This is a genomic window from Nocardia puris (assembly GCF_003315035.1).
In the GTDB taxonomy this organism is placed as follows: Bacteria; Actinomycetota; Actinomycetes; order Mycobacteriales; family Mycobacteriaceae; genus Nocardia; species Nocardia puris.
Genome location: NZ_QNRE01000011.1, coordinates 38,864 through 63,114, shown reverse-complemented (window position 1 = coordinate 63,114; position 24,251 = coordinate 38,864). Strand labels below are relative to the sequence as shown.

24 protein-coding genes are annotated in these 24,251 nt (G+C 70.7%); 10 read left to right on the top strand and 14 right to left on the bottom strand.

Going from position 1 to position 24,251, the window contains the following annotated elements; all coding sequences use genetic code 11:
- Positions 1-1,257: a PucR family transcriptional regulator gene (locus DFR74_RS24050; protein WP_067513289.1), complete on the bottom strand. Its 1,257-nt coding sequence runs from the start codon at positions 1,255-1,257 to the stop codon at positions 1-3.
- A 161-nt stretch (positions 1,258-1,418) separates the two neighbouring features.
- Between DFR74_RS24050 and DFR74_RS24045 the strand changes: the two genes are divergently transcribed.
- The 3 genes from DFR74_RS24045 (at position 1,419) to DFR74_RS24035 (ending at position 5,158) form a co-directional block, all read left to right on the top strand.
- Positions 1,419-3,011, top strand: coding sequence for an aldehyde dehydrogenase family protein (locus DFR74_RS24045; RefSeq protein ID WP_067513288.1), 1,593 nt, complete (start codon positions 1,419-1,421; stop codon positions 3,009-3,011).
- Positions 3,008-3,841, top strand: coding sequence for an SDR family oxidoreductase (locus DFR74_RS24040; protein ID WP_067513286.1), 834 nt, complete (start codon positions 3,008-3,010; stop codon positions 3,839-3,841). Before DFR74_RS24045 ends, DFR74_RS24040 begins: the two co-directional genes overlap by 4 nt.
- Before the next feature lie 426 nt (positions 3,842-4,267).
- The gene (locus tag DFR74_RS24035; RefSeq protein ID WP_067513284.1) at positions 4,268-5,158 is read left to right on the top strand and encodes a LysR family transcriptional regulator; all 891 of its coding nucleotides are present in this window, start codon (positions 4,268-4,270) and stop codon (positions 5,156-5,158) included.
- Positions 5,159-5,161: 3 nt separating this feature from the next.
- On the opposite strand, the gene DFR74_RS24030 is transcribed toward DFR74_RS24035, so the two are convergent.
- A complete protein-coding gene (locus DFR74_RS24030) occupies positions 5,162-6,559 on the bottom strand; it encodes an amidase family protein (protein WP_084538083.1) in 1,398 nt (465 codons plus the stop codon).
- 1,071 nt (positions 6,560-7,630) lie between these two features.
- Here DFR74_RS24030 and DFR74_RS24020 point away from each other — a divergent pair.
- Both DFR74_RS24020 and DFR74_RS24015 read left to right on the top strand, forming a co-directional pair.
- Positions 7,631-9,727 (top strand): serine/threonine-protein kinase, encoded by a 2,097-nt coding sequence (locus DFR74_RS24020; RefSeq protein ID WP_067513318.1) that lies wholly within the window; start codon positions 7,631-7,633, stop codon positions 9,725-9,727.
- A complete protein-coding gene (locus DFR74_RS24015; RefSeq protein WP_067513282.1) occupies positions 9,724-10,431 on the top strand; it encodes a cyclase family protein in 708 nt (235 codons plus the stop codon). Before DFR74_RS24020 ends, DFR74_RS24015 begins: the two co-directional genes overlap by 4 nt.
- On the opposite strand, the gene hpt is transcribed toward DFR74_RS24015, so the two are convergent.
- Both hpt and tilS read right to left on the bottom strand, forming a co-directional pair.
- Entirely contained in the window at positions 10,416-10,973 is a 558-nt protein-coding gene (gene hpt / locus DFR74_RS24010) for a hypoxanthine phosphoribosyltransferase (RefSeq protein ID WP_067513280.1), read from the bottom strand. The two genes, DFR74_RS24015 and hpt, sit on opposite strands and share 16 nt — an antisense overlap.
- Before the next feature lie 35 nt (positions 10,974-11,008).
- A complete protein-coding gene (gene tilS / locus DFR74_RS24005) occupies positions 11,009-12,034 on the bottom strand; it encodes a tRNA lysidine(34) synthetase TilS (RefSeq protein ID WP_067513279.1) in 1,026 nt (341 codons plus the stop codon).
- Between the two features lie 134 nt (positions 12,035-12,168).
- On the opposite strand from tilS, the gene bla reads away from it, so the two are divergent.
- A complete protein-coding gene (gene bla, locus DFR74_RS24000) occupies positions 12,169-13,107 on the top strand; it encodes a class A beta-lactamase (RefSeq protein ID WP_198161883.1) in 939 nt (312 codons plus the stop codon).
- 3 nt (positions 13,108-13,110) lie between these two features.
- Here bla and DFR74_RS23995 read toward each other — a convergent pair whose 3' ends face one another.
- Both DFR74_RS23995 and DFR74_RS23990 read right to left on the bottom strand, forming a co-directional pair.
- Positions 13,111-14,214: a zinc-dependent metalloprotease gene (locus DFR74_RS23995; protein ID WP_067513277.1), complete on the bottom strand. Its 1,104-nt coding sequence runs from the start codon at positions 14,212-14,214 to the stop codon at positions 13,111-13,113.
- Between the two features lie 14 nt (positions 14,215-14,228).
- On the bottom strand, positions 14,229-15,692 hold the full coding sequence (locus DFR74_RS23990) for a D-alanyl-D-alanine carboxypeptidase/D-alanyl-D-alanine-endopeptidase (protein WP_067513275.1): 1,464 nt from the start codon (positions 15,690-15,692) through the stop codon (positions 14,229-14,231).
- Between the two features lie 147 nt (positions 15,693-15,839).
- Between DFR74_RS23990 and DFR74_RS23985 the strand changes: the two genes are divergently transcribed.
- Positions 15,840-16,331, top strand: coding sequence for an inorganic diphosphatase (locus DFR74_RS23985; RefSeq protein WP_067513273.1), 492 nt, complete (start codon positions 15,840-15,842; stop codon positions 16,329-16,331).
- Between the two features lie 91 nt (positions 16,332-16,422).
- Here the strand turns inward: DFR74_RS23985 and DFR74_RS23980 are convergent, their stop codons facing one another.
- The 6 genes from DFR74_RS23980 to DFR74_RS23955 form a co-directional block, all read right to left on the bottom strand.
- Positions 16,423-16,683 (bottom strand): hypothetical protein, encoded by a 261-nt coding sequence (locus DFR74_RS23980; protein ID WP_067513271.1) that lies wholly within the window; start codon positions 16,681-16,683, stop codon positions 16,423-16,425.
- A 195-nt stretch (positions 16,684-16,878) separates the two neighbouring features.
- The gene (locus DFR74_RS23975) at positions 16,879-17,472 is read right to left on the bottom strand and encodes a hypothetical protein (RefSeq protein WP_067513268.1); all 594 of its coding nucleotides are present in this window, start codon (positions 17,470-17,472) and stop codon (positions 16,879-16,881) included.
- On the bottom strand, positions 17,469-18,338 hold the full coding sequence (locus tag DFR74_RS23970) for a hypothetical protein (protein ID WP_147265904.1): 870 nt from the start codon (positions 18,336-18,338) through the stop codon (positions 17,469-17,471). Before DFR74_RS23970 ends, DFR74_RS23975 begins: the two co-directional genes overlap by 4 nt.
- A 342-nt stretch (positions 18,339-18,680) precedes the next feature.
- Positions 18,681-20,462, bottom strand: coding sequence for an MDR family MFS transporter (locus tag DFR74_RS23965; RefSeq protein ID WP_067513264.1), 1,782 nt, complete (start codon positions 20,460-20,462; stop codon positions 18,681-18,683).
- A complete protein-coding gene (locus DFR74_RS23960; RefSeq protein ID WP_232331882.1) occupies positions 20,459-20,944 on the bottom strand; it encodes a MarR family winged helix-turn-helix transcriptional regulator in 486 nt (161 codons plus the stop codon). Before DFR74_RS23960 ends, DFR74_RS23965 begins: the two co-directional genes overlap by 4 nt.
- Positions 20,945-21,035: 91 nt before the next feature.
- A complete protein-coding gene (locus tag DFR74_RS23955) occupies positions 21,036-21,857 on the bottom strand; it encodes a crotonase/enoyl-CoA hydratase family protein (RefSeq protein WP_067513262.1) in 822 nt (273 codons plus the stop codon).
- A gap of 169 nt (positions 21,858-22,026) precedes the next feature.
- On the opposite strand from DFR74_RS23955, the gene DFR74_RS23950 reads away from it, so the two are divergent.
- The 3 genes from DFR74_RS23950 to DFR74_RS23940 all read left to right on the top strand — a co-directional run bounded on the left by DFR74_RS23950 (position 22,027) and on the right by DFR74_RS23940 (position 23,556).
- Complete coding sequence (locus DFR74_RS23950) at positions 22,027-22,356, top strand: 2-oxo-4-hydroxy-4-carboxy-5-ureidoimidazoline decarboxylase (RefSeq protein WP_067513260.1); 330 nt, start codon at positions 22,027-22,029, stop codon at positions 22,354-22,356.
- A gap of 50 nt (positions 22,357-22,406) precedes the next feature.
- Positions 22,407-22,883, top strand: a complete 477-nt coding sequence (locus tag DFR74_RS23945) for a YbaK/EbsC family protein (protein ID WP_067513314.1) — start codon at positions 22,407-22,409, stop codon at positions 22,881-22,883.
- 121 nt (positions 22,884-23,004) lie between these two features.
- Positions 23,005-23,556 carry a flavin reductase family protein gene (locus DFR74_RS23940; RefSeq protein ID WP_067513258.1) on the top strand — a complete coding sequence of 184 codons (552 nt, stop codon included), beginning with the start codon at positions 23,005-23,007 and terminating at the stop codon, positions 23,554-23,556.
- 4 nt (positions 23,557-23,560) lie between these two features.
- Here the strand turns inward: DFR74_RS23940 and DFR74_RS23935 are convergent, their stop codons facing one another.
- Both DFR74_RS23935 and DFR74_RS23930 read right to left on the bottom strand, forming a co-directional pair.
- Positions 23,561-23,854 (bottom strand): helix-turn-helix domain-containing protein, encoded by a 294-nt coding sequence (locus DFR74_RS23935; RefSeq protein WP_067513256.1) that lies wholly within the window; start codon positions 23,852-23,854, stop codon positions 23,561-23,563.
- A gap of 3 nt (positions 23,855-23,857) precedes the next feature.
- Positions 23,858-24,202 (bottom strand): type II toxin-antitoxin system RelE/ParE family toxin, encoded by a 345-nt coding sequence (locus DFR74_RS23930; protein ID WP_067513254.1) that lies wholly within the window; start codon positions 24,200-24,202, stop codon positions 23,858-23,860.
- Between the last annotated feature and the right edge of the window lie 49 nt (positions 24,203-24,251).

The window sequence follows — 24,251 nt, the reverse complement described above, 5'->3', positions numbered from 1 at the left end:
CTACCCGGTCTCCACGCCGTAGGCCGCCACACAGGCCAAGGCGACCTCGAGCGGCAACCCCCGCCGCTCGACCGGGTGCCCGAGCAACTCCTCGATCCGCTGCACGCGGTAGCGCACGGTGTTCTTGTGCACCCCCAGTAGTTTCGCCGTGGCCTCCGGGCTGCGGTGGGTGCCCAGGTAGGCGCGCAGCGTCTCGCGCAGCCGGACCGCCGCGGGGTCGGCGCCGGCGAGCGGGCCCAGTTCGCGGCGGACGAGTCCGCGCATGGCCGATTCGTCGGCGCCCGCGAGATAGGCGATCTCCACATCCCGGTACGCGACCACGCGCGCACCACCCGCGCCCCGCTCGGCCACCTGCCGGGCGGCGACGGCCTCCCGGTGCCCGGCCAGGAATCCGTCCAGGCGCGGCGCGGGCACGCCGAACGCGATCCGCACCGGGGGCTCGACCCGTCCGTCGAGTTCGCGGACGAGCCGGCCGGGCGCGGCGAGTTCGGCCGCGCGGCCCGGGTCCTCGACGCTCGCCCAGGCCCACATCCCGGTCGCGCCCGACGGCACGATGAGCGGGCGGGCACAGCCCAGCTCGGTGGCGACGCGGCCCGCGGCCCGTTCCAGGAGCGCGGCGAGTTCACCGTCGGTGGTGTCGGTGTCGGTCCACAGCACGTACGGCAGGTGGTGGCCGGTGAGCCGGTAACCCAGGCGCACCGACGCCTGGTCGGCGTCGAGCTCCTCCCCCGCCAGCAGCGCGTGCACGGTCTCGGTGCGGCGGTTCAGCGCCGCGCGCAGCACCCGTTCACGCTCCTCCATATAGGTGTCGGTGAGTAGTTCGACCGACATGTTCACCCACTTGGTGGCGCGGTCGAACAGGCGCAGCAGCACCGCGGTCTCGATCTCGGGCGGGACCTCGCGCTGGTCGAGCGCGTCGGTCATGTAATCGAGCACGGCGTCCATGCCGAAGTGGTAGGTGCGCAGCAGCAGTCGCAGGTCGTAGCCGCGCCGGGCGACGGTGCGGGCGAAGGTGTGCGCCTCCTCGGGTAGCGCGTAGTCGAACGTGTCGACCGTGAGCCCGCTCAGCATGGTCCTGGCGTGGGCGCGGGTGCTGGCGGCCAGATCGCGGTTCATATCGCGGTCGGCCAGTTCGGGGACGCGGGCCACGATGGCCCGGTCGAGCCGGTCGACCACGGCCTCCAGCGTCTCGGTGCGCATGGTCTCGAAGACGTACTCGGCCAGCCAGTCCCGCACCACCTGGCTGTCGGTGGCCACGCGCCGGCGACTTTGTTCCGCTGTCACAAAAAGATCCGATTCCGTTGACAAAGTGGTCCAAGAATCCTGGTTCACATTGTGTCACGATCATAGTTCAGTGAGCTGATTCACAGCGGACGCCGGCAGCGGCGCACCGCACACGACGCAGTGGGAGACAGCAAGTGACCGATACCGAGCCGAGCACGGCGAAGAAGCGGGCGCCGCGCGCGAAGCAGACCGCGCCGACCGTCCTCGAGGTGCGCAATCCCGGCACCGGCCGGATCGTGGGCACCGTGCCGATCCAGTCCGCCGACGAGGTCGCCGCCACCGTGCGCGAATTGCGCCTCTACCAGCCGGAATGGGAGGCCATCGGCCCCGACGGCCGCAAGGAGTGGCTGCTGAAACTCCAGGACTGGCTGATCGACAACACCGAGCACCTGGCCGACGTGCTCCAGTCGGAGACCTCCAAACCGCGCGCCGACGCGCTGATCGACCCGGCGTTCGGCACCGACCTCATCGGCTACTACGCGCGCCGCGCGGCCAAATTCCTCGCCGACGACCACCCGTCGCCGCACAGCCCGCTGGCGCGGGTCAAGAAGCTCACCGTCGCCTACCGGCCGTATCCGGTGGTCGGGGTGATCACGCCGTGGAACTTCCCGCTGGCGATGCCGATCATGGACGTGATCCCGGCGCTCGCCGCGGGCGCGGCGGTGCTCCTCAAACCGTCGGAGGTGACCCCGCTCTCGGCGCTGGAACTGGCCAGGGGCTGGGCCGAGATCGGCGCGCCGCCGGTGCTGGCGGTCGCGACGGGCGCGGGCGAGACGGGCGCGGCCGTGGTGGCCAACGCCGATTACATCCAGTTCACCGGGTCCACCGCCACCGGCCGCCGGATCGCGGCCGCCTGCGTGGAGCGGATGGTGCCTTACAGCCTGGAGCTGGGCGGCAAGGACCCGGCCATCGTGCTCGCCGACGCCGATATCGACCGCGCCGCGCACGGCATCGCCTTCGGCGGCATGTTCAACGCGGGCCAGGTGTGCATCTCGGTGGAGCGGGTCTACGTGGAGGCCCCGGTCTACGACGAGTTCGTCGCGAAGTTGACCGAGAACGTCAAGGCCCTGCGCCAGGGCATCGACGAGCGCGAGCTCAAGCACGACGTGGGCGCCCTCGCCAACGAGAACCAGGTGCGGATCGTGCAGCGGCACGTGGACGAGGCCGTCGCGGCGGGCGCGCGGGTGCTCACCGGCGGCAAGGCGACCGGCCAGGGCACGTTCTTCGAACCGACCGTGCTGGTGGACGTGAACCACGACATGTCCTGCGTCGCCGAGGAGACCTTCGGCCCGACGCTGCCGGTGATGAAGGTGGCCGACGAGGCCGAGGCGATCCGCTTGGCCAACGACTCCATCTACGGCCTGTCGGCCTCGGTGTGGACCGGCGACAAGGAGCGCGGCGAGCGGATCGCCCGGCAGCTGAACGCCGGCGCGGTCAATATCAACGACGTCTTCGCCAACCTGTTCAGCTACGCGCTGCCGATGGGCGGCTGGGGGCTGTCCGGCGTCGGCGCGCGCTGGGGCGGCGCCGAGGGCGTGCGCAAGTACTGCCGCAAGCAGGCCATCACCAAACCGATGCTGCCCACCCAGCAGAAAGAACTGTTCTGGTACCCGTACCAGGTTCCCAAGCTGCTGACCGCGCTCGGCGCGATGCGCGCGGCGGGGGCGCGCGGACTGCGCCGCATCGACATCCCCGCACTGCTGAAACTCAAGGGAGACGACAAATGACGGACTCGGCGAAGATCCGCGGCAAGGTCGTGGTGATCACCGGTGGCGCCCGCGGCATCGGGCTGGCCACCGCGACCGCGTTGCAGGCGCTCGGCGCGAAGATCGCGATCGGCGACATCGACGAGGTCACCGTGAAGGAGTCCGGCGCGGCGCGCGATTTCGAGTTCTACGGCAAGCTCGACGTGACCGACCATACCTCGTTCGAGGCGTTCCTGGACGAGGTGGAGCGCTCGGTCGGCCCGGTGGACGTGCTCATCAATAACGCGGGCATCATGCCGACCGGCCGCCTGGTGGACGAGCCCGATCAGATCACCCGCCGCATCCTCGACATCAACGTCTACGGCGTGATCCTGGGCTCCAAGCTGGGCCTGGCCCGGATGCTGCCGCGCGGAGCGGGCCACATCATCAATATCGCGTCGCTGGCCGGTGAGACCCACATCCCCGGCCTGGCCACCTACAACGCGAGCAAGCACGCGGTACTCGGGTTCACCGACACGCTGCGCGAGGAGTATCGCGAGAGTGGCGTGCGGTTCTCGTCGGTGCTGCCGACGCTCACCAAGACCGAGCTCGGGTCCGGCGTGAGCACGCCGAAGGTGCTGCGGCCGGCCGAGCCCGAGGAGATCGCCGACGCCATCGCCGATCTCATCGCCTCGCCGCGGTCGAAGGTGCGGGTCACGACCGTCGCGGGCCTGATCTCGCAGGTGGTCGGACTGTTGCCGGAGGCGGTCGGCGACGGGATCGCGCGGGCGCTCGGCGCGAGCGACGCGTTCCTGGGCGATGTCGACACCGAGCAGCGCCGCGCCTACGAGGAGCGCGTGCGGGGCGCCTGACGCCCGGCGGTATCCGAGGGCGTCGCGGTCGAGATGGCCGCGGCGCCCTCGTCGCGTTTCCGGCATGCGGGCAGCCGCAGTCACTCCGGCGCGCCGAAACGTGTTCAACGTCACATATTTTTCCGTGACCGGCGCAACTCGGCGGCGCGCGCGGTTCCCGATCGATAGCCCGCGAGCGCCCGGCGAGCTGGCATGACGTCGAGTACGGTACGGTGGCGGACGATATGCGCTGGTCAATCGTCCAGAGCCAGGGGGATACGCCGGATGCGCGCGGGCTGCCGGAAATTCGCCATATCGGTGATGCATACGTCCGGCTCAGGCAATATGCTGTCACTAACAAACCTGCCGACTGTTTCGATGCCACTATCCAAACTTTCCGGCCTGATAAGGCTGGAAATTGCGGACCGATTCTGATAGCAAGGGGCTATGGACCCGCACTTGCGCGACCTGCGGTATTTCGTCGCCGTCGCTGAGGAACTGCATTTCACCAACGCCGCCCAGCGGCTGCACATCGCCCAACCGACCCTGTCGCGCCAGATCCGCCAGCTGGAGCGCCAGCTCGACGTGGTCCTGTTCGATCGCAACCAGCGCAGCGTCGCCCTGACCGTCGCGGGCAAGGAACTGCTGGAGGGCGCCCGCAAGATCCTCGAACTCTGGGAGGTCACCAACGTGTCCCTCCAGGAGGCCGGCGAGGTGCTGCGGGTGGGCATCCAGTCCGCGCTGGGCCGGGGGCTGCTCAACGATCTGGAGAGCGCGAGCGGGCATCGGCTGGCGCTGCACGCCGCGTCCTGGACCGATCCGTCCAGCGGACTGGCCGGGCGCCAGGCCGATCTGGCGCTGGTGTGGCTGCCGCTGCCCGATCCGAACCGCTACCGCTGGCAGGTGCTGCGCACCGAGCCGCGCTGGGTGCTGCTGCCGGAGAACCACCCGCTGGCCGACCAGGACGCCATCGACTTCGCCGATCTGCTCGACGAGCCGTTCATCGCGCTGCCCTCGGAAGCCGGTGCGGTGCGCGACTTCTGGCTCGGCAACGACGCCCGCGGCGGGCGCGCCCCGCGCATCGGCGCGGAGGCGGCCACCCCCGAGGACAAGCTCGAGGCCGTGAGCCTCGGACTCGGCGTCTGCCTGCTGGCCGAGAACAACGTGCCGATGTATCGCTGGCCGGGACTCACCGCGCGCCCCGTCACGGGCCTGGCCCCGTGCGAACTGGCCGTGGCGTGGCGGGCCGACGACTCGCGCCCGACCATCCTGGAATTCGCGAGCCGCGCCGTGGACGGCGGTTTCGCGACCCAGCAGCAGCAACCGCTCGCGAGCTGACGCTCAGCGCACGGTCCGCCGCCACGGGTGCAGGCGCTCGAGCTGGGCGCCGAGCCCGAGCAGGGCGGCTTCCCGGCCGGGTGGCGCGGCCAGTTGCGCGGCGAGCGGCGTGGCCGTGTGCGGGTGCGTGCCCATCGGCACGGACGCGGCGGGCCAGCCGATCAGGTGCCAGACGGGGGTGAAGGGCGCGAAGCGCGCGGCGGTGCGGAGATTGGCCGCCCATCCCCTGTGATGCCACGCCGTAGCGCGGGGCGGGGAGGCGGCGAGCGCCGGGGTGATCACGGCGTCGTAGCGTTCGAAGAATTCCAGCAGCCGGGCTTCGGCCCGGTCGATCCGGGTGGAGCGGGTCGCGTGCAGGCGGCGGGCGAGACGGCCGAAGGCCAGGTGCCTGCGGGTGCGCGGGGGTAGATCGGGGGTCCGGTCCGGTAGGGCCACCGTGAGCCAGCGCGGTAGCAGGGCCGACGCGATGTCGCCGTACGGTAGTTCGGCTTCCTCGACGCGGTGACCTGCTGCTTCGGCGACGGCCGCCGCCGTGCGGGCCGCGTCGATCCAGTACGGGTCCCGGCGCGATAGTCGTAGCGGGGCGTTCAGCGCCAGCGCGATGCGTAGATGTCCGGGCGGTTCCGGGCAGGCCAGGTCGGGGCGAGCCGCGAGGACGGCGAGCACCAGCGCCGCGTCGTCGACGGTGGTGGCCAGCACGCCGCCGGTGTCGCCGATGGTGCGGCCCGGCTGGAGCCCGAACACCCCGCAGCACGCCGCGGGCACCCGCACCGACCAGAATCCGCCGTCGCCATGCGCCACGGGTACCAAGCCCGCCGCGACGGCCGCCGCCGCGCCGCCCGCGGACCCACCGGCCCCGCGCTTGGTGTTCCAGGGATTCCGGGTGATCCGGCCGGGCGCGTCCGTCATCGGCCACAGGCCCAGTTCCGAGACGGCGGTTCGGCCGACCACGATCGCGCCCGCGTCGCGCAACCGGTTCACCACCGGATCACCGCTCCACTCCCGATCGACCGAGACGGGGACACCTGCCATCGGCAGTGCGTCGAGGTTTACCCGCTTGGCGAGTGCCACTGCTGCCTGGCGCGCGTCGCGGGCATCGACCACTCGGAAAGCGTTGGTCCACCGGTCCGTCTCGGCGATGCGCGCGAGTGCACCGGCCACGATTTCCGAGGGGGTGGCGGTCCCTTCCTGTACGGCGGCCACGATCTCGGCGGCAAGTCCGGGAGATGCGGGTTCGCCGGCCGCCCAGCTCCGGCGCGGCTGAGTCGCGGGCCCGGCGTGCCGGTCGAGATCCGGGGATTCTTCCGGCGGGGTGGCGAGGGGGTGGGTGGCGGGTGTGGGAGCGGCTGGGGTCGTGGTGTGCGCCGAATCCTCCGCTACCGCCGTGGCCTCGTCGTACATGTGCTGATTCGCCCCCGTCGCATCGTTGTCGAAATCGGGTGATCCGCTGTTGTGGCGCAAGTTATCATTTCGGATACTGCTCGGGGGACGATGACGTCGGGTGTGGCGGGTTTCTCTACAGCTGGTGGTCCCATGGTTAATAGCGAGTCCGAGGGGACTCCCCGCCCCGATCCGGCCTCGGGCTCCGCGACCGGCGCCAGGCTCCTGCACTCGGAGTCCGTCGCGGTCGCGCGTTTCGCCGACGCGTGGGCGGCCGTGTCGCGCCTGCCGCCGGAGGAGGGGCCGGGCCCGCTCCCCCAGATCGCCGCCTTCCTGCCCGACGCGCGCACGCTGCGCTTCGAGGCGCTGATCGAACTGATCCGCGTCGACCTGCGACACCGCTGGTTGCACCGCTCCCCCGCCACCGCTCGGCGCAAACGGCTCGCCGAGTACTGCGCCGAGTTCCCGGACCTCGAGCCCGAGAATCTGCCCGCGGGCCTGGTGTACGAGGAATTCGTCGTCCGCAGGCACAGCGGCGAACGCGTCGACCCCCGCGACTACCTGCGCGAATACCCGCACCAATCCGCCGAACTCCGCGAACTCCTCAACACCGACGACGTCGACCAGAGCACCCGCCGCGCCACCCCGGACGACGACCGCGACGACGAACCCGGCTCACCTCGTACCGCAGACGACACCGACCGAGGCCACCGCACCCTCCGCGCACCCCGCGGCCGTGGGGCTCAGAGCGCCGATCCCTCGATACGCGACGCCGGCGGAACCCCGCCGATCGCACACGAGCCCGACGCCACCCGCCCCGCCACCGACCTCGCCGCACCCGAAAACGACATCACCGTGCACGTCCGGGACCAGCCGGACAACTCGACCGTAACCGACCCCGCTTTCGACGAATCATCCAGCAACAGAACCGAATCCGACATCGCCCGCCATACCGCGGGGACACCCCTGGCCGACTCCCCCGGCCTCGACGGCACGCGCCAGGCCGCGCGATCCTCGGCCGGAACGGGCGCACCGCGGCCGACCGGCCACCCGCCCACCGGCGAACCCGACCGCCCGGACCGAAACACACCCATCAACGACTCGCTCACCACCGAGCCCGACCCGGGCGAGCCGACCCGCGCCGCCGCACCGGACAACACCCGCCCGTGGCCCCCCGAAAACACCCCCACCACCGACGACCCCACCCGGGCCGCATTGAACCGAACCACTCCGTCGGTTCGTACTACGGACATGGACGCGACCGCGACGGGGATCGGCACCACCGATCTCACGGCCACCGCGATCGGCGACGAGACCTCGGGGTTGCGGGGCGCCGATCCGCTGGACCGGATCGAGGTCGGTCAGCGCATCGATGACTTCGACCTGCTGACCGGCCTGGGCAGCGGTGCGTTCGCGCGGGTGTTCCTGGCGCGGCAGCGCTCGTTGCAGCGGCTGGTCGCGGTGAAGATCTCGGCCGATCACGGTACCGAACCGCAGACGCTGGCCCAGCTGGATCACGACTACATCGTGCGCGTCTTCGATCAGCGCCTGCTCCGCGCGGGCGAGGCGGGCAATCGACGGTTGCGCCTGCTGTACATGCAGTTCCTGCCGGGCGGCACGCTGCTCGGCGCGCTGCGCTGGGTGCGCGCCACTCCGCCCGCCGAGCGCAGCGGCAGGCTGTTGCTGGACGCGGTGGACGCGGCGATGGAGGAGAAGGGCGAGATCCGGCCCACCGATTCCAGTGTGCGCGCCGAGATCGCGACGTTGAGCTGGCCGGAGACTGTCGCCTGGCTGGGCCGCAGGCTGGCCGAGGCGCTGGATTACGCGTCGGCGCACGGCGTGCTGCACCGCGACGTGAAACCGGCCAATGTGCTGCTCACCGCCGAGGCGGTGCCCAAGCTCGCCGATTTCAATATCAGTTTCAGCCGCAACGTCGAGGGCACCAGCCCGGTGGCATACTTCGGCGGCTCGCTGGCCTATATGTCGCCCGAACAGTTGGAGGCCTGCCATCCGGGCCGCGACCGCACCGCCGCCGATCTGGACACCCGCGCCGACATCTTCTCCCTGGGCGTGGTGCTGTGGGAACTGCTCACCGGCGCGAAGCCGTTCGACGACACCACCGCGGGCGCGGACGGACGCGGCGACGACACCACCTTGGAAGCCATGCTGGAGCGCCGCAGTGTGGGCGTCGAATCCCACGCGCTGGACCGGGTGCCGCCGGACTGCCCGGCCGCGCTGCGCCGAGTGCTGCTGAAATGCCTGGAGCCGGAACGGGAAAGGCGCTGGGCCGACGGCGCGGTGCTCGCCAAACAGCTGGACCTGTGCCTGGACGCGCGCGCCCGCGAATTGGTCGATCCCCAGCCGGGGAGCTGGCGGCTGCGGCTGCGGCGGTGGATCGTCCCGGTGCTGCTGATCGCGATCGGCGTGCCGAATGTGCTGGCCTCGCTGTACAACATCCAGCACAACCAGACCTTGATCGTCGACAGGATGCCCGAGGACGCGCAGCGCACCTTCCTGATCATCACCAGCGTGGTGAACGCGGTGTTCTTCCCGCTGGGTTTCCTTGTGGTGCTGTATGTGTCGCGCTATGTGCTCACGGTGACGCGGGGCCTGCGGCAAGGCCGCAGATACGACCCGGATACGTTGCGCCGAGCCAGAACCGACACGCTCTTGGTCAGCGAACGCGCGGTGGCGGTCGCGTTCCTGCTGTGGGTGCTGTCGGCCCTGATCTTCCCTCTTGCCTTGCAACTGTCGACCGGCGACATCACCGCCAACGCAATCGTGCACTTCCTCGCGTCAATCGTGGTGTGCGGTGCGATCGCGGCGTCGTATCCGTTCTTCCTGGCCAGCTTCTACATCGTCCGCTGCGTCTATCCGATCTTCCTGCGCCACGGGGAGATCGACGCCGAGGACGCGGTACGCCTGCGCGGCCTGGACCGCCGCTGCAACGGCTACCTGGCGATCGCGGCGTCGGTGCCGCTGCTGGCGGTGGCGGGCGTGACATTCCTGCCGCCGGCCGACATCCCATCGGTGATCGTCGCGGTGCGGGTGCTGTGCGCGGGCGCGATCATCGCGTTCGTCATCACCTACCTGCTGTTCCGCGCGCTGGAGGACGATCTGCGGGCCCTCGAACGCGTGGTGGCGCCCACCCCGGAACAGCAGCCCGATGAGCAGGCCGCGCCGCGGTGAGCCGGCCGGCGCGCCCGTTCGGCCGGGTGATCAGCCTGTCCCACGTGCACGATCCGGCGACCACGCCGATCTTCCCTGGCGACCCGGAATTCCGCGCCGAGGTGGTCGCGACGATCGATGACGACGGCTACTACCTGCGCTACGTGCACCAGGGCGAGCACACCGGAACCCATTGGGGCGCACCGATCCACTTCCGCGCCGACGGTCTGGCCGCCCACGAACTGGACCCCGAAGACCTGGTGCTGCCCGCCGTGAAAGTCGACGTGCGCGAACAGTGCGCCGCCGCCCCGGGCTATCTCGTCACCGTGGACGATCTGCGCGCCTGGGAAGCGCTACACGGCCGTATCCCCGACGGCTCGGCGGTGATCGCGTGGACGGGCTGGGACGCGAAATGGGGCCGCCCCGAATTCACCGGCCGCCAACCGGGATTCGCCCTCGAAACGCTCACCTGGCTGCTGCACACCGGCCGTCTCGGCGAGCGCGGCGCCCTCGGCATCGACACCTTCGGCCCCGACGGCGCCGACCCCACCTACGCGGTGTCGAAACTGCTCTACGGCGCGCACCGGATCAGCCTCGAATGCCTCGCGGGCTTGGCCGAACTCCCCGAGACCGGCGCGTGGATCGTGGCGGGCGGCGCCGTCCACCGGGACGGCTCCGGCTCGCCCGCGACGATCTTCGCGTTGCTGCCTCAGGCCCCGCCGTAGACCTTAGGGTCCAGCGTGCCGATGTAGGGCAGATCGCGGTAGCGCTCGGCGTAGTCGAGGCCGTAGCCCACCACGAACTCGTTGGGGATGTCGAAGCCGACGTGTGCGACCTCGACGGGGGTGCGCAGCGCGTCGGGCTTGCGCAGCAACGTCACCACCTCCAGCGAGGCGGGATTGCGGGTGGACAGGTTGCGCTTGAGCCACGAGAGCGTGAGACCGGAGTCGATGATGTCCTCGACGATCAGCACGTTGCGGCCCGCGATGTCCTTGTCCAGGTCCTTCATGATGCGCACCACGCCCGAGGAGGAGGTGGACGAACCGTAGGAGGACACCGCCATGAACTCCATCTGGGTGGGGATCGGCAGCGCCTTGGCCAGGTCGGTCATGAAGAAGATCGCGCCCTTGAGCACGCCGACCAGCAGCAGATCGCCCTCCGGCGCGTCCGCGGGGTAGCGCTTGGCGATGAGCTCGGCCAGTTCCTTGGTCTTGGCCGCGATCTCCTCTTCGGTGATCAACACCGACGCGATGTCGTCGCCGTACACGTCAGTTGGGGTCCCTTCTCTGTGCTGTCCGCCGGTCACGATCGCTCCCGCCGCTGCTCACGCAGTGTCAGCGTGCCACGTTGGCGCGCGGCGACCAACCTGGTGCCCGGCGCTGCGCCGCCGACGGCCACGCCGCCCTGGCCGCGCCACGCGGTGAGCAGCGCGTCCACGCCCCGTAAATGCCTGTCCGTCAGGGCCTTCGCGCCGCATTCCAGCAGCCAGGCGCGCACCGCCCGCCTGCGCAGGGCGGCGGGGGCAGTGGCGAGCGTCTCGACGTCCAGTGCGCGCCCATCACCGGGCAGGCGGGCGGCGTCGAGCAGGTCGGCGGCGAGGGCGTCGAGCAGGGCGCCGTCCTCGCGCAGGTGGTCGGCGGTGCGGGCCAGCGCCGCCGCGGCCCCGCCGCCGAGCACGTCCTCGAGCAGCGGCAGCACCTCGGTGCGCAGCCGGACCCTGGTGAATTCCGCCGCGCTGTTGTGCGGGTCCTCGTGCGGGGTGAGGCCGAGGTCGGCGCAGAGAGCGCGGGTGGTGTGCCCGCGCACGCCGAGCAGCGGGCGGCCCCACGGCGCGTTGTGGGCGGCCATGCCTTGGATCGAGCGTCCGCCGGAACCGCGGGCCAGTCCCAGCAGCACGGTTTCGGCCTGGTCGTCGAGGGTGTGCCCGAGCAGGACAGGCAGGTCGCCGCGGGCGGCGTCGAGGGCTTCGTAGCGGGCCGCGCGGGCAGCGGCCTCGAGGCCGCCGTCGGTGCCGACCGTCACCGGGAGCACGCGCGACGACCGGCAGCCCAGCGCGAGCGCGGTCTCGGCGGCCGTCGCGGCGACCGCGTCCGATCCCGGCTGCAACCGGTGGTCCACGATCAGCGCGTCGACCTGTCCGATCTCGACCACTGCCGCCGCCGTCAGCGCCAGCGAATCCGCCCCGCCCGACAGCGCGACCGCGACGGCGTCACCGGCCAGGTACTCCCCCGCCCACCCCCGCACCGCGTGGCGCACCTCCAGCGCCGCCTGCGTTTCGGGCAATCTGCGCGACGCAGCCCCCGGTGTCCCTCTCACCGCACAGCCCATGCGCAGGAGCCTACGGCCAGTTATCCACCGGCATCCACCGAATCCGATACACAGGTTCACCGAGGCTCCCGACCGGGAACCACGAGAGCGGCGCGCGGACCCACCCGTCCGCCGCCGGACGCGAAAGGATGCCCGTGCCCAGACGATCGTCGCTCCCCGCCTGTGCCGCCCTGCTGGTCCTGCTCCCGCTCACCGGCTGCGGCGGGCCGGACCCGGCTGCCGCGCCGACCACGCCGCCCACGGCGGCGTCGTCCACGGCGGCGTCGTCCACGGCGCCCCCGGCCGCGCTCGACCTGGCGGCCGAATTCGCCGCCCTGGAAACCGAATTCGACGCCCGCCTCGGCGTCTACGCGATCGACACCGCCACCGGGCGCGAGATCGCCCACCACGCCGACGACCGGTTCGCCTTCGCCTCCACCCACAAAGCGCTCACCGCGGGCGCGCTGCTGGAACGCAACACCCTCGCGGAGCTCGAGCGCGTCGTCACCTACACCGAAGCCGACCTCCTGGAACACGCACCGATCACCGAACAGCGGGTCGCCACCGGCATGACGCTGCTGGAACTCATCGACGCCGCCGTCCGCTACAGCGACAACACCGCCGCGAACCTCACCATGGCGGAACTGGGCGGACCGCAGGGCTTCGAGGACGCGCTGCGCGCCATCGGCGACAACGTGACCGAATCCGACCGGTGGGAACCGGACCTGAGCGACTACACCCCCGGCGACCCGCGCGACACCAGCACCCCGCGCGCCATGGCCACCAGCCTGCGCGCCTACACCCTCGGCGACCTGCTGCCACCCGACCGCCGCGCGACCCTGGTGGACCTGCTCGTGCGAAACACCACCGGCGACACCACGATTCGCGCGGGCGTGCCCGAGGACTGGATCGTCGGCGACAAGACGGGCTCGGCGAACTACGGGACGCGCAACGACATCGCACTGCTGTGGCCGCAGGAGGGGGCGGCCCCGATCGTGGTGGCGATCATGTCGAATCGCGGGCAGGAGGACGCGGCACGCCGGGACGAGTTGGTCGCGGGTGCGGCGCGGGTGGTGGTGGAAGCGTTGGGGTGAGGCTCAGCCCAGAACTCGCGCGATCCAGCGGTCGGGGTTTTCGATCTCGTCGGGGCGGGGCAGGGTGTCGGGGTTGGTCCACACCACGTTGAAGCGCTCCATGCCGACGCGGTCGACGACGTGGTCGACGAACTTCTTGCCGCGCACGTACTGGGCGATCTTGGCGTCCACGCCGAGCAGGGCGCGCAGCAGGCGCTGGACCGGGTTGGCGGGGCGCTTGCGGCGCTTGTCGAACGCAGCGCGGATCTGGGCGACGGTGGGGATGACGGTCGGCCCGACGGCGTCCATGACGTGGTCGGCGTGCCCTTCCAGCAGGGTGCCGAGCATGAGCAGCCGGTCCAGGGCCTCGCGCTGAGCGGGGGCCTGGGTCGCGCGCAGCAGGCCGACGATCCCGCGCGAGGCCGGATCGTCGGGGGCATCACCGGAACGCCGCTCGCGCAGCTCGTTCATCAGCCGGCCCAGCATCTCGGCCATCGGTTCGTCACCGATCTCGCCGAGCGTGTCGACATTCGAGCGCATGTACTCGGCCAGCCACGGCGCCGACGAGAACTGCACGCGGTGGGTGACCTCGTGCAGGCACACCCAGAACCGGAAGTCGCCCGGGTCCACGCCCAGCGCGCGCTCGACCATCATGATGTTGGGCGCCACCAGCAGCAGCGTGCCGTCGGGCCCGGTGAACGGGTCGTACTGGCCGAGGATCGCGGTGGACAGGAACGCCAGCATGGCGCCCGCCTGCACCCCGGCGGGCTTGCCCGCGAGCAGTCCGCGCTTCTCGTCGCCGTCGGTGCCGGTGAGGTGGCCCATGGAATCGGCGGCGGCGCTGATCCAGCCCGGCCGGTCCACCACGCGGGCCGCGGGCACCGGCCGGTCGTCCAGCAGACCGGAGACCTCGCGGACCGGGCCCTCCGCCCGCACCGACGCCTCGGCCAGCTCCTCGACCACCTGTCGCGCGGCGTACCGCGAGGCCTTCGGGCCGGGCGGCACCAGCGCGGCCCCGGTGCGCGCGGCCAGGCGCCAGTCGACGCTGCCCGTCAGGGCTCCGCGCCGCTTGGCGCCGTCCTTCGCGACGGCGACCGCGCCGTTGCCGTTCACCGGGTTATCCGACATGGTTCAACCACCCATCACGAGCATCCACAGTTGCGCAGCGTGCCCGCGATGGCATCCAACGCCGGCCTGCTCACCTCCGGCGGCCTGTCGTTCGACATCAGCGCGAAGGTCAGCACCCTTCCGTCTCGGTCGAGCACATACCCGGCCAACGTGCTCGACACCGACAGAGTTCCGGTCTTGGCCCGCACCCATCCGGCGCCGACCCGGTTCTGGGTGACGTACCTGCTGGTCAGCGAGCCGGTCGCGCCCGCGACAGGCAGGTTGTCTAGCATCGGCGCCAGCGTGGCGGCCAAGTCGTCGGCGGCGGGGCGCGCGTCGGTGCCCGCCGGGACGGTGCGGGCGTCGGGCGCGGGCCGCGCGGCCGTCGCGAGGATCTCGTTCAGCAGCCGCGCGGAGAGCCGGTCGTCGACCGAGAGTCCGCTGGTGTCGTGCATGACCGTCCCGTCCATCGCGAAGCCCGCCCGCTCCAGTGTGGCGGTGACGGCGGCCACCGCGCCGGAGAACGACGGTGCGTGCCCCGTGGCCAGGGCGATCTCGCGGCCGACGGTCTCGGCGAGCACGTTGTCGGAGTGCACCAGCATGGCGTGCAGACGGGTGTGCAGCGGCGCCGACTCCACCTTCGCCACCTGCGCGGCGCCCGGTGCGGCCGTGCCCGCCCGCACCCGCGCCGGATCGAGCCCGAGGTCGGCGGCGAGGCGGCGGCCGGCGTCGAGGCCGGGGGTCGGGGTGCGCGGCGAGTACTCCACCAGCGGGTCGAGGCGGCCGCCATCGATCATCACCGCGTCGATGGGCGCGATGGAGCCGCCGGGAATGTCGATGTCCTCCCAGCCGCGCGCCATCGACGGCCCGGTGTAGGCCGACAGGTCCACCACGATGGTGTCCACGGCGCGGCCGGAGGCGCGGATCTGATCCACCAGATCCGACAGGCACGCCGCATCCGGGTAATAGCCCTTGCCGTCGGGCTGGGCGGTCAGCGTGGGATCGCCGCCGCCGACGAGCACCAGCTCACCGGGGGCCGACCCCTCCACCACCGTGGTGGCGACCCGCTGATCATCGGGCAGCGCGATCAGCGCGGCGGCCGTGGTGAGCAGCTTCAAGGTCGAGGACGGGATCATCACCTTGTCGGAATCCTTGCTCCACAAGGTCGTTCCGCTCTCCGCGTCGGTGATGACGCCCGCGAACGCGCCCAGATCGGGGCTGTCCAGCGCCGGGCCGAGCGCGGCCACCACCCCCGCCGGACTCGGCGCGGGCGCGGCGGCCGGCGCGGGCGAGACCTGCGGGAACGGCCGCACCGGCGCGGGCGGATCGGCGATGGTGAGGCCGCCGTGCCGGAACTCGGGCGTCCACGGACGCACGATCGCGGCGCCCGCCGCCGCCGCGATCACCAGCACCCCGAAGGTGGCGCCGAACCAGATCCACAGCCTGCGGCGCCGCCGTTGCGCCAATCCGCCGATATTCTTCTTGCTCCGACCAAGCACCTGCCGCCGTCTCCCTGACTCCGCCGCGCACTCCTGGCGCACCCATGTCCCCGGTGACCACACTATCCTCGTTGCGCTACGGTTCCCCCGAACAGCCTGTCGGGTCGGGGGAACACGCCGACCGAATGCATCACAGAAGGAGATGGCGTGGAGTTCGACGTCACGATCGAGATCCCCAAGGGTTCCCGCAACAAGTACGAGGTCGATCACGAGACCGGCCGGGTGCGCTTGGACCGCTACCTCTACACGTCCATGGCCTACCCCACCGACTACGGCTACATCGAGAACTCGCTCGGCGAGGACGGCGACCCGCTCGACGCCCTGGTGCTGCTGACCGATTCGGTGTTCCCCGGCGTGATCGTCGAGGCCCGCCCGGTCGCCATGTACAAGATGGAGGACGAGGCAGGCGGCGACGCCAAGGTGCTGTGCGTCCCCGCGGGCGACCCGCGCTGGAATCACATCCAGGACCTGGCCGACATCCCGGAATTCGAGCTGGCCGCCATCAAGCACTTCTTCGAGCGGTACAAGGACCTCGAGCCCGGCAAGTTCGTGAAGGGTTCGGAGTGGGTCGGCCGCGCCGAGGCGGAGGCCGAGATCGAGGCGTCGTTCAAGCGTTTGCAGGAGCAGGGCGGCCACTGAGCCACCACCCCGCGACAGAAAGGGACGCCCGTCGACACGGGCGTCCCTTTTCTCGTCCGGCACCGGCCTCCCCTGCCCGGTGCGCGTCGGGTCAGTAGTAGATGTAGAGGTCCCAGCCGTCCCAGGTCTCCACGCACTCCCAGTAGTAGCCGCCCGTGCTGGGCGACTCACCGTCGGCGCGGCACGCCGCCAGCGTGGCGTAGGTGCCGATGTAGGTGCCCTGGTAGCCGCTGTAGGTGCCCTCGTAGCTCGACGGGTGCGGCGCCATCGCACCGGCGGTTCCCGCCGCCGACGCCCCGGCAACGGCGGCCACAGCCAGCAAACCCGCGGCGATAATGGATTTGATACGCATTTCCTGCTCCTGAATGAATTCGATTCGTCATCGACCTCATTCAAGGTAGAAAGCAAACGCCGGGAAAACAGCCGACCCTAGGGGTGGTGCCACCAACCCCCGCGGTTCGTTTCCCCCACCCTGTGGGGTGAAACGTTAGGTGGAAGTGCTTGCGGGGGTGAGGAATTCGATTCGCGCCGAACTCCACCCACCGAATCAGGGCTGGCCGGTGAAGTATGCGACGCCGGCGTCGATGAGCGGCTGCCCGCCGACGACGAAGAATCCGATCGCGGCGCCGACGGCGGTGAACAACGGAATTCCGATGATCCCGCCGAACAGGCCGATCGCGAGCCCGATGCCCGCACCGATCAGCGCACCGAACGCGGCGCGCTCGGCCTCGGCATGCCAGCGCTCCTGCGCGCTGCGCGTGTCCTGACCGGGGAACGGCTCATCGATCGCGCGCAGCGTCAACGACTTGCCGTCGGCCTCGACGATCGGCTCCAGCGTGACGAGCCGATCGCGCGCGGGGAACACCAGCGGCAGCGTCGTGACGACCGTGCCCGCCTCGTCCTCGATCACCACGCCGGCTTCGACCACTCGAAAAACGCCGCCGTCCAAGGTCGTTCGCACGGATTCGCCCTCCGTGTAGCGCAAGGTGTATCCGATGCCGTGCTCGTTGCCGTGCACCAGTGTCGCGCTGTCGATCGTGTGGCCCGGCGACGAAACCGGCTCGGCCGCCACGGTTCCCGCGCCGACACCCACCGCGACGAGCGCGCACACAGCCGTCGCGGCCAGCCTGATGCGCCTCATCGCAGACCTCCCTGACCGGCACCGATCAGCCCGCCGACCGCGCTGAAGCCCGTACCCATCAGCACACAGCCGACCGGCACCATCAAGGGCGCCATGAACAGTGTCGCCGCCCCGACGGCGACTCCGGCGCCACATCCGATCAGCGCACCCGTCACCGCCCCGCCGACGGCGCCCGCGGCCACCGAGTCCGCCCGGGTGGGCGCGACGCCGACCGAGCGCGCGAACTGCGAGATCTGCGCTTCCGGGCCTGCGAACACCGAGTTGATGTCGTGGACCTGTTGCGGGGAAAGGAAATCCGGTGCGACGACATTCAGATCACCGGCGCGCAACGTGTCCGACGGCGGCACGATCACGGCGACCGGCGGGGTCGGTTCCGGCGGATGCAGCTCGCCCACCTTCAGCGGCGCGACCTGCGGCGGATTGGGCTCCTGCCGGTACTGGGCGAAGTCGGTCTCCGGCGCCTCGCCCGCCAGATCCTGTTCGGGCGTGACGTATTGCGGTGGCGGGACCGGTGCGGTGACGCCCGGTTGCACGGGCGTCGGCTCCGGCGTGGGCGGCGAGGTCACGCCGGGCTGCACCGGTGTGGGCGCCGGCCGGTCCCGCGCGTCTCCGGGCTGGCTCGGCGTGGTCACGCCCGGCTGCGGAGTGATGAACTGAGCGCGCGCAGGCTGCGCCGATCCGGTGAGAAGTCCCGGCAGCGCGCTGTTCCCGGGCGCGTGCGCGCCGGGTGGCAGCGGCGTCACGCCGGGCTGCTGCCCCTCAGCGGCACCCGGCTGATCCGCAATCGTGATCCCCGGCTGCGGCGCGGGCGCCGCCTGAGCCGATCCGGAGTACGCGACCAGCATCGACATCGGTACCGCACCCATGGCGATCCGCGCCGTGCGGCGTCTGAGGTCCACTTTGCGATGGCGACCCGACACGCGAAATCCCCCACCTTCCTCCATATTTCGGCGCCTCCTCGGCCCCGGCCGGAAGTACCGGCCACCGAGGCGGATACCGACCCGACCCTGCGTCGCCGCCCGCCGCACCCCGGCCACCGCCGGATAACGATTCGGACAACAGGCCCGAGTACACCCGGCGCGCGGAAGGAGTGTCAAACACCGGACCAGGTAACGCGATACGCATCACAGCGAACCGTCACCTCATATGACACCGGTCTACGGTGCACCGCGGCAGGGGGATTCGCGGCGACTCGAGCGGCGCGGCACCTATCCCTTCCGCTCCGCGCTCTCCGCCCGCCCGTTCACCGGCGGACTCACGGCCTCACCGCCCGGGAGCAGCAGCCCGGTGCGGTCGACGAGGCGGGATTCGACGTCGAGGAGCGAATCGTCTTCGGTCGCCTCGGCTTTGGCGGCGGCGATGCCGCCCGCGGTGCGCAGGGGTATCTCCTTCCAGAACAGGACGAGCACCAGGGCGAGGGCGGAGAGGATGGTGGCGGCGAGGAAGACGGTGGACATGGATTCGGCGAAGCCGATCTGGAAGGGGCGGGCCAGGTCCGGGCTGAGGCGCTGGACGATGGAGCTGTCCTTGAGCACCTCACTCGCGGCCGAGGTGTCGCCGGTGAGCAGTCCCTTGGCCAAGGCCGCGTCGGCCGGGTTCGCGCTGCGCGCACCCTCGGCGACCGCCCTGGCGAACTCGGGATCATCGGCGGCCGAGCGCAATTCGCCCGCGATATCCGGGGAGAGCCGCGAGAACAGGATGGACAGGAACACCGCGACGCCGAGCGTGCCGCCGATCTGCCGGAAGAAGGTGGAGGCCGCCGTGGACACGCCCATATCGGCGGGCGGCAGCGCGTTCTGCAACGCCAGCGTGATCGGTTGCAGCAGGTTGCCGAGCCCGAATCCGGTGCACGCCATGAAGAGCACGACCATCCACATCGGGCTGTCGGCGTCCAGGAAGTGCAGCAGGAACAGCCCCAGCGTCAGCATGGTCGCGCCGATCAGCGGGAAGATCCGGTACCGGCCGGTGCGCGCGATCAGCTGACCGGCCAGCACCGACCCGGTCATCATCCCGAGCACCATCGGCAGCATCTGCAATCCGGCCACCGTCGGTGACACGCCCCGCACCACCTGGAGATACTGCGGCAGCAGCGCGAGCCCGCCGAACATGGCCGCGCCCACCACGGTCGCGATCACCACGCCGAGCGCGAACGTGCGATTGGTGAAGATGCGCAACGGAATCAGCGCCGCACCGCCCAATCCCCGCTCCACCGCGACGAATCCGAGCACGCCCAGGGTTCCGATCACGTAGCAGGTGAGGGAAAGCCCACTCCCCCATCCCCATTCGCGGCCCTGTTCGGCGACGACCAGCAGCGGCACCAACCCCACCGCCAGCACCAGCACGCCCCACCAGTCCACGCGGTCGGTGGAGCGCGGCCGGTGCGGCAGCCGCAGCACCCGCGACACCACGACCAGCGCGATCAGCCCGAGCGGCACGTTCACCAGGAACACCCAGCGCCAGCCGCTCACCCCGAGCAGCGTCTCCTGGCCGGCCAGCACGCCGCCGAGCACCGGACCCAGCACGCTGGAGGTGCCGAACACGGCGAGGAAATACCCTTGGTAGCGGGCACGTTCGCGCGCGCCGACCATATCGCCGAGGATCGTCAGCGCCAGCGAGAGCAGGCCGCCCGCGCCGAGTCCCTGCACCGCGCGGAACACCGCCAGCTGATACATCGACTGCGCCAGCGTGCACAGCAGCGACCCCACCACGAAGATCGCGATGGCCGCGAGATAGAACGGCTTGCGGCCGAACATGTCCGAGAGCTTGCCGTAGAGCGGCGTGGTGAGGGTGGCGGTGATCAGGTAGGCGGTGGTGGCCCACGCCTGCAGGGAGTAACCGTCGAGATCGTCGGCGATGGTGCGGATCGCGGTGGCGACGATGGTCTGGTCCAGCGAGGCCAGCAGCATGCCGAGCATGAGCCCACTGAGGATGGTCAGGATCTGGCGATGGGTGAAGCCGCCCTCGGAGACCTCGGTGGTGCGGGCCGTCACGAATCGCTCTCCGTTCCGTTCGGGCCGCGGAACAGCGAGATCATCGAGGGGCGCACGCGCTCGTAGTCGTCCACGAACCGGGTGAGCAGTTCGGCGAACGCCGCGCGATCGCGCTCGGGCCAATCGGCCGTCACCAGCGAGAGGTTGTGGCGGCGGCGCTCACCGATGCGGGCGGCGATGGCGCGGCCGTGCTCGGTCACCTCGAGCACGCTGGCGCGGCCGTCGGCCGGGTCGGCCGCGCGACGCACCAAGCCGCGCTCCACGAGCTGGGCGACCTGCCTGCTCACCGTGGACGCGTCGGAATGCACCGCCTCGGCCAGCGCGCCCGAGCGCATCGGCCCCTCGCTCAGCAACTTCGACAGCACCACGTAGGCGGCGGGCTCGACGCCGTCGGCGCTGCGCATCTGCGCCGCCGTGCGCTCCCGGATGCGCCCCAGACGGGTGAGCTGCATCGCGATCGCCTCGATCGGAAGGTCGTCCACGCACCGCCACCTTTACTTGCGTCGCACAATTAGTTGTGCGACGCAAGTATGTCGCCCCACAGGCGCCCGAGGCAAACGCTGCCCGACTGCGCTACTTGCCCTTGAACTCCGGGGCGCGCTTCTCGAACACCGCCTGAATCGCCTCGGTCAGATCCTCCGAGGGCAGGAAGGCCGCGTTCCAGGCCGACACGTACCGCAACCCCTCGGCCACCTCCGACGCCTGCTTCTGCGCCAGCACGTCCTTCACGCCCTGCACCACCAGCGGCGGGTTGGCGGCGATCTCGGCGGCCAGCGCGTCGGCGGCCGCGAGCACCGCCTCCTGATCCGGGTACACGTCGTTGACCAGGCCGATCTTCTCCGCGCGCGCCGCGTCGATGTCCTTGCCGGTGTAGGCGAGTTCGCGCAGGTGACCCTCACCGATGATGCCGGGCAGGCGGTGCAGCGAGCCGATGTCGGCGACGATGGCGACCTTCGCCTCGCGCAGGCTGAACAGCGCGTCGGCGCTGGCCAGGCGGATGTCCGCGGCGGCGATCAGATCCAGGCCGCCGCCGATGCACCAGCCGGAGACGGCCGCGATCACCGGCTTGGCGCACTCGGCTACCGCGGTGACCGAGTCCTGCATCCGGCGGATCTCCTTCAGGAAATCGGTGCGCGGCGCGGCCAGCGCCTTCTCGGCCAGCAGCGGGCCGAAAGTGCCCGCCATCGCGGGCAGGTCCAGGCCGTAGGAGAAGTGCTTGCCGGAACCGGTCAGCACCACCGCGCGCACCTGCGGGTCGGCGTCGAGGCCGCGGAAGATCTCGGGAAGCTCGCGCCAGAAGTCCGGGCCCATCGCGTTGCCCTTGCCGGGGCCGGTCAGCGTCACGCGCGCGACATGGTCGGAGATCTCGACGGTGAAAGCCTGCCAATCAGTCATTTTTACAGCGTATCGGCACCGGTCGCGGCCCGTCGGCGACACCCGCGCGTCACGTGGCGGCCCCCGCGTTAATCCTGTGCAAAATGCGCCGCGTGCCCCTGGTTCGCCGGGGGTGCGCGGACGGATCATGGTCGCGTCGGCAAACGCTGTTCCGGGTTGGGAGACCACCATGCTGATGCACCAAGGAATCGGCCTCGACCGATTCAATTCCCTCACCCGCTCGCGCGCCGTGCACGCCATGTTCGAATGCTGCTGCAACGTCACCTGGGCGGCGGCCATGGCGGACGGCCGCCCCTACGCCGATCGCGCCGCACTGCTGGCCAAGGCCGATGTGGAACTGCTCGCGCTCTCCGGCGCCGACCTCGACCGCGCCCTGGATGTGGTTGCGCACGAGACGATTCCCGGCCGCGAGGAACACGGCGTCACCGAGCTGGCGCGAATCACGCGGGCGCGCATCGAGGATCTGCTCGGGCCGGAAGGCGGGTGGCCGGAATACTGATCGATCCCATTGTCCCGGCGTATCTTCCGCAACCGTCCTACCCTGGATTCATGCGCAGGTCGCAGTTGAGTCCGGCCGCCTGCCGAGTCGCGGACACGCTGATCTCGCGCGGGCATCACGGCGTCCTCGTCAGCAGGCCCGCGGCGGCGCCCACCCCCGCCGAAGCGGCGCGCGCCCTCGGCGTGGACGTGGGCGCGGTGCTCGAATCGCAGGTCTTCCTGCTCGACGACGATCCGGTGCTGCTGCTGGTCTCCGGCGTGCATCGCGTCGACCTCGACCAGACCGGCAAGCGGCTCGACGGCACCCTCTCGCCCGCGCCCACCGAGATGGTGCGCGAGGTCACCGGGCAGCCCGCCGACGGCGTCGCGCCCGTCGGACATCCCTGCAACCTGCCCACCTGGGTGGACACGGCGCTGGCGCGGCACCGCGAGGTGTGGGCGGCGGGCGGGCATCCGAACACGCTGTTCCGGACGTCGTTCCGGGAGTTGATGCGGATCACGGCGGGGTTGCCGATCGAGGTGGAGTGAGTTTGCGCGGTGTCGAATTCCTCTCAGCGCGGCCCTGATGAACTGCGGTTTTCTCGAGCGGACGTCAAACGAACGTCAACGGGCATGCCCGCCGCGCGCGTGACCGGCGTAGGTTCGAGGCGTGAGTGACGCATCGAGGCCCGAGGCCGGCATCCGGGTTCCCGACGATCTGAGCGGGATCACCGCCGAGCAGTACCGCACGTCCATGCGGCACTATCCGTCCGGCGTCACCGTGGTGACGCTGAGTTGCGCGGACGGTCCGATCGGGTTCACCGCCACCTCGTTCGCGTCGCTCTCGCTGGAACCACCGCTCATCTCGTTCAATATCGCGCACACGTCCTCGAGCATGGCGGCCATGCTGGACGCCGACTCGGTGGTGGTGCACTTCCTCGGCGAACATCAGCGCCACATCGCCCAGCGCTTCTCCCGTGCGGCGGGCGAACGGTTCACCGACCGATCCCTGTGGACCACCCTGGACACCGGCGAACCCGTCCTGCACGGCACCCCCATCTGGGTCCGCGCCGTCGTCCACCAGCTCATCCCCATCGGCGACCACACCCTCGTCATCGGCCTCGTCACCCGGGTCCACGACAACACCGACGAAAAACCCGCCGCCGCCCCCCTCCTCTACTACAACGGCCGCTACCACCGGCCGACCGAACTCGACACCTGAGCCGTCACGCCACCCGCGGCCGCACCTCCACCACCAACTCGGCATCCAGCGCCCGCGCGAGCCGCCCCAGCACCGGCAAACTCGGCACCGTCCCACCGGCCTCGAACCGCGCCACAGCGGGCTGCGTCATCCCGGCGGCACCCGCCAACTCCGCCTGGCTCCACCCTCGCTCCTCACGCATCCGCCTGATCTTCAGGCCGAGCTGATGAGCAAGACGCGCGGCGGCGTACTCCTCCTCGGCGCCGGGCTCCCGCATCCGGCGGCCCCTGAGATCGGACCATTCCGTGCGATCAGCCATCGTTCAATCCTCCTCGGCCGTGTGCCGCTCGGCGACGCAGCGCCGAAACGCTCGGCGCGCCCGCTCGATCTCCGCCCGTTCCCGCATCCGCGACTTGGCGAACACGGTCAGCAGTACGATCCTGCGCCCTGACGCCAGCCAGTAGGTCAGACGAATCGCTTCGCTGTCGAGATAGAACCGCAACTCGCGTAGCTTCCCATCGAGCTGGCGAGTATGCGGCTCGCCGAGCAGCGGTCCCACATCAGCCAATAGATCGATATGGAACGCGGCTCGCGCGAACATCGCGGTCGGAAGCGATTCCAACCAGTGGCGTACCTCAGGCTCCAGCTCGACAATACCCCAACCCATACCATCAATGCTATATAACACCGACGGTATGGGTCACGATTCGGCATCG